The organism is Bacteroides sp. (assembly GCF_028690125.1).
Lineage (GTDB): Bacteria > Bacteroidota > Bacteroidia > Bacteroidales > Bacteroidaceae > Bacteroides.
Genome location: NZ_JAQVBV010000085.1, coordinates 1 through 4,121 on the forward strand (window position 1 = coordinate 1; position 4,121 = coordinate 4,121).

Here is a 4,121-nt window from a genome sequence, read left to right on the forward strand (position 1 = left end):
GGAACCCCTGTAAATGTAGGCGCTTCTGGCTTCACTGGGGTAAATAATAAGCAGTTTAATGCGGAGATTGATATAGTTGTGGGAACAGAATCAACCGGCAATGTAGAACTGTATTTGTGGAATACTAGGGGATTGTATTCTCGTCCTGCTATAAATCTTATTGAAATTGTCAAAATGGGATGATGAGATATTATGAGGGTGTGTTGAAACTAGCATACCCTCAATCTCTTAGATTTGATTTAAATATCTTTACTCTAAGTTATCTTATTCACCACAACGCATTGTATAGTGTATTGGGAATAGTCTAAGTTTAAACGGCCCCGCAATTAAAACGGTGAGGCCGTTTTTGTTCTTATTATTATTTACGAGCATACTGGTGTGTGCTTTAGAATTATACTCGTGAAAGTATTAATTATAAAGCTACAAAAAAATGAAAGATGTATTTGAACAATTGGCTTTTATCAAGCCTATGCTGAATGCAGACGACCCTAAAGTACAGTTGGCCGGATTATGGAGTCTTATATGTACTTGTGTGTCGGTAGTTACTGGCGCATTTCAGTTCTTATCAGAGGAGATTATGGGAGTTAATGTTCTCTTCACAATCTTGCTTTTCGTTATCATGATTGCAGACTACATTACAGGATTGAAAGCTGCTGCAAAAGAGGGTATTCCTAAACGGTCTAAGAAAGGTTTAAGGTGGGTTATTAAGTTGGGTGTGTATATTACACTTATCTCTATTCTTAGCTCACTTGTAGCGGAAAGCAAGGGAATTGAGTCTGCTTCTACGGCACTTTTACTGATTAAAATTTATGTGATGTTTCACATCTGCTTCTGGGAGGCAGAGTCAATAGATGAAAATCTGGAACGTCTGGGGTATAACTTCCGGATATTGAAAGTTCTCAAAGATTTGCAGAAGGTGTTTAAATCAAAAATTGGTATGAAATGACAAACAAGGAATTTGCCCTTTGGGTGTATAATGCTGCAAAGAATGTGAGTGATATTGACCCGTTGTTTGTTGCAGCGCAGGCAGCGTTAGAATCGGGGTGGGGGAAGTCTGGTATTGGAAACAATCTATTCGGGATAACAAAAGGTTCTTCATGGAACGGTCCGGTGGAACTGGTGTTGACTACGGAGTATTTTAGCCGGCCAAACATATCCTTTAAATTGCCGGAAAGAGTTATGTCTGTTAGTAAGGTAAATGAACGGCTGTACAAATATAAAGTTTACCGTCATTTTAGGGTGTATAACTCTCTGGAGGATTGTTTGCGTGACCATCTGGCCATACTGCAGAAGCCGCATTTCTCGGATGCCTGGCCTTATAGAAAGGACCCGATCGAGTTTACCAAAAGGCTTGTAGATAACGTTGGTGGCAAATATGCAACTGCCACAAACTATCTTCCCGTTATGACTTCTATCATAAACAAGATAAGCAAGTACATAGAATGAAAAGACAATTGATAATAGCTGTTATCAGCCTTGTGGTTGGCCTTTATGTAGGAAGGCTGACCACTACTGTAGAAAATACTGAATACGTTCGCCAGAAGCCGGAGAGTGGGAACGCTTTGCATACGATTGTTGAAGAGGTGAAGCCATTGAATCCTACACTACCGGTAAGAGATACGGTGTATCTGGATAATATAGTGGTTCAAGTGGTGGATTCTGCTAAAATCATAGAGGAATACCAGCTATTGAGGAAGTATAGTGATTTGCTTTTTGACAATGAGTATGGAACACTAACGCTAAATTCGGAGGTCCAGTATAATAAACGAAATGCATTGAGCTACGAGTTTGTGCCTATCCAGAAGGTTACTACAATACAAAAGAAGGATGTTTTCACTCCTTACGTTCGTACGTCCTACTCTTCATTCGGTATAGTAGGTGTGGGTGCCGGTGTTTACTACCATGATTTAGGTATTGATATTCAGTATCAGCGTTTCAAGTATGATTCTGGCTATGAGGTTGGAATAAACTATAAGTTTTAGCAATTTACAGATGATGCTATAATACTAATAAATATACATTTACACTATGACACAAAATGCAACCATATCTAAAGAGTCTATCCTAACGGATGTTTATAGGATTACTACCTATCAAGCTAGAAATTCAGATAAGTTTGATACATTGTCTGCTTCGGCAGATGATGCGGACCTTATTAATGTGCTATTCGATGACTCTGTTACGGAGTTGTTGGATGAATTTAAGAAATACAGCTCTTCGTATGAAAACCAGACATTCAGCTTTACTCTTCCGTCTAACGTTGATGTTCCCGGAATGGTTGGTTTGGAGAAGTCAATAAAGATGTTCCTTGTTTCAAGGGTGTGCGCAAAATGGTTTGATGTAAATCATCTTGACTCGAGTGTGCATGACAAGACTAGTGTTCAGCAAATTATGAATATAAAGAGAATGTTTAATTTAAGAATGAAACCAGTATGAATAAAATTACTTTCGAGTTTGTAAGAGAAGATCTTCTCAAGCAAATCAAACTACACGCTTTCTATTCCGGAGATTCCAGAAAAGAGCAAGATGATGCAAATGGTGTGTATTCAAAGATGCAAGCCAGTGATGATAATGATGATGTTTTAAACAGATTCATAGACAAAGCATGCGCACGTATTGCCGGTGTTGTTGGAACTCTCTTATCTGAGGTTGCCGTAACATCCGGGGAAAAGGTAACGGCTCCCGGAACTGTTTCTACTACGGTAGTAATGAATGTGGATGCTCCTGTGACGTTTGATGGTTCAAGAAAACCGTTTATTATGGAAGGAATGCAAGACTACATTATTAATTGGTCGTTGTACGAATGGTATCTGTTGGTTAATCCCAATGAGGCTAAGGTGTGTTTCGATAACTGTTCTCTGACGGAGAATGATTTAAAGAAACATCTAAATGGTAGAAAGAAACCGGTTAAACGTAATCCATTGCCATAATGTTAGTTACTCTTGAAATACTTAGGGAAACCATTCTTCATGGTGTTAAACTGCAGGCGCACTACTTTGGTGAGTATGCAAAAGAGGGCGGGGATAGTGTGGCTGTGCTTACGCAAGCAAATGACTCTGATGATGATATTCTGAATAAGTTTATACAAACATCAGCTGCAAGGGTTATTGATATTCTTACCCCTTATCTGAAAACAGCAGAGTATTCTGAGGGGGATTCTATTGTGGAGGATGAATTGTTAAGCAAGTTTGTATATACATTAGACCTTCCTGCCGGATTCGATAAGAACCAAATGTTACTGGAGTCTATTAAAGATTACATGATAAACTACACTTTATTTAGGTGGTGTGTTATGACAAAGAAGAATGAGGCCGGCATATATGAGGATGAAATGAAAAGGTCTGTATCTGGTTTAATCAAGAGAGTTAATCAGAGGAACGGGCCAGTAAGAAGGAAGATGCAACCATTTTAATTAAAAAGTAAGCCGGGTGTTTATCCCGGCTTCTTTGTTTATCTTAGTCTATTCTCAAATGCTCCGGCAACTACAAGTTCAACGAAGTTTAAAGCGACATCCGTTCTGACTCCACCAACCAGACAGAACACAAAGTACTTATATGCCTTTGTTTTATTCATCTTTGTGATAAGGTCTCTTATGTCGTTTATCTTTTCAGTCCCGGCTATCAGTGTATAGTGTTCACAATCGTTACTTCCTAATACATAGAATCCACATTCTTTGAACATGGTTAGCGGATTGCCATTTAGCAATACTGCTTCTCCTCTTAGGTATAGTTCAGATAGTGATGGTTTAACAACACCCCTTAATGCTGCTTGTATGATTCTCTTGTGACTTAAAGAACCTAATTTTACCGGCCTTGTAATCAAAGCTATGTCGTTAACTGTTCTGTGTCCGTTGTGAATGTCGTATATGGCATTTCCATCGCCTACGGCCAAGCATTGTGGATATGAGTTCAAGAATGAAGTAATCTTTAATGATAGTTTGCACCATTGCTTGCTTGTTAGATTGTACACGTAAGAATAGTCGTAACCACTATTTGAAATGATAATCTCTTTCTCCTGGTAGTTGTACCCAATCTCAGCATTCTCTAGGTAATATTTGAACTCAGTAGTGGATGCTGTTAGTTTTGGTATGGCTAGTATCTTCTGTAATACTGGGTCCGATA

At 38.7% G+C, this 4,121-nt stretch carries 7 protein-coding genes and 1 pseudogene; 7 read left to right on the plus strand and 1 reads right to left on the minus strand.

What is annotated here, in order from left to right; translation table 11 throughout:
• The 7 genes from PHO71_RS24725 to PHO71_RS24755 form a co-directional block, all read left to right on the plus strand.
• On the plus strand, positions 1–183 hold a 183-nt coding region (locus tag PHO71_RS24725; protein WP_300208802.1), incomplete at its 5' end, for a hypothetical protein.
• A gap of 247 nt (positions 184–430) precedes the next feature.
• Positions 431–946 (plus strand): phage holin family protein, encoded by a 516-nt coding sequence (locus tag PHO71_RS24730; protein WP_300208804.1) that lies wholly within the window; start codon positions 431–433, stop codon positions 944–946.
• The gene (locus tag PHO71_RS24735; protein ID WP_300208806.1) at positions 943–1,446 is read left to right on the plus strand and encodes a glycoside hydrolase family 73 protein; all 504 of its coding nucleotides are present in this window, start codon (positions 943–945) and stop codon (positions 1,444–1,446) included. Before PHO71_RS24730 ends, PHO71_RS24735 begins: the two co-directional genes overlap by 4 nt.
• Positions 1,443–1,982: a hypothetical protein gene (locus tag PHO71_RS24740; RefSeq protein ID WP_300208808.1), complete on the plus strand. Its 540-nt coding sequence runs from the start codon at positions 1,443–1,445 to the stop codon at positions 1,980–1,982. The genes PHO71_RS24735 and PHO71_RS24740 overlap by 4 nt, the downstream gene beginning before the upstream one ends.
• A 46-nt stretch (positions 1,983–2,028) precedes the next feature.
• Positions 2,029–2,436 (plus strand): hypothetical protein, encoded by a 408-nt coding sequence (locus PHO71_RS24745; protein WP_300208810.1) that lies wholly within the window; start codon positions 2,029–2,031, stop codon positions 2,434–2,436.
• Positions 2,433–2,930, plus strand: a complete 498-nt coding sequence (locus PHO71_RS24750; protein WP_300208812.1) for a hypothetical protein — start codon at positions 2,433–2,435, stop codon at positions 2,928–2,930. Before PHO71_RS24745 ends, PHO71_RS24750 begins: the two co-directional genes overlap by 4 nt.
• Positions 2,930–3,412, plus strand: a complete 483-nt coding sequence (locus tag PHO71_RS24755) for a hypothetical protein (protein ID WP_300208814.1) — start codon at positions 2,930–2,932, stop codon at positions 3,410–3,412. Before PHO71_RS24750 ends, PHO71_RS24755 begins: the two co-directional genes overlap by 1 nt.
• 38 nt (positions 3,413–3,450) lie before the next feature.
• Here PHO71_RS24755 and PHO71_RS24760 read toward each other — a convergent pair.
• Positions 3,451–4,121, minus strand: a pseudogene (locus PHO71_RS24760) (hypothetical protein); the annotation flags it as partial.

What these genes read in the sequence shown, in the direction of transcription:
- PHO71_RS24730 (WP_300208804.1), top strand. Translation starts at nt 431, where the DNA reads ATGAAAGATGTATTTGAACAATTGGCTTTTATCAAGCCTATGCTGAAT.
- PHO71_RS24750 (WP_300208812.1), top strand. Translation starts at nt 2,433, where the DNA reads ATGAATAAAATTACTTTCGAGTTTGTAAGAGAAGATCTTCTCAAGCAA.
- PHO71_RS24755 (WP_300208814.1), top strand. Translation starts at nt 2,930, where the DNA reads ATGTTAGTTACTCTTGAAATACTTAGGGAAACCATTCTTCATGGTGTT.
- PHO71_RS24740 (WP_300208808.1), top strand. Translation starts at nt 1,443, where the DNA reads ATGAAAAGACAATTGATAATAGCTGTTATCAGCCTTGTGGTTGGCCTT.
- PHO71_RS24735 (WP_300208806.1), top strand. Translation starts at nt 943, where the DNA reads ATGACAAACAAGGAATTTGCCCTTTGGGTGTATAATGCTGCAAAGAAT.
- PHO71_RS24745 (WP_300208810.1), top strand. Translation starts at nt 2,029, where the DNA reads ATGACACAAAATGCAACCATATCTAAAGAGTCTATCCTAACGGATGTT.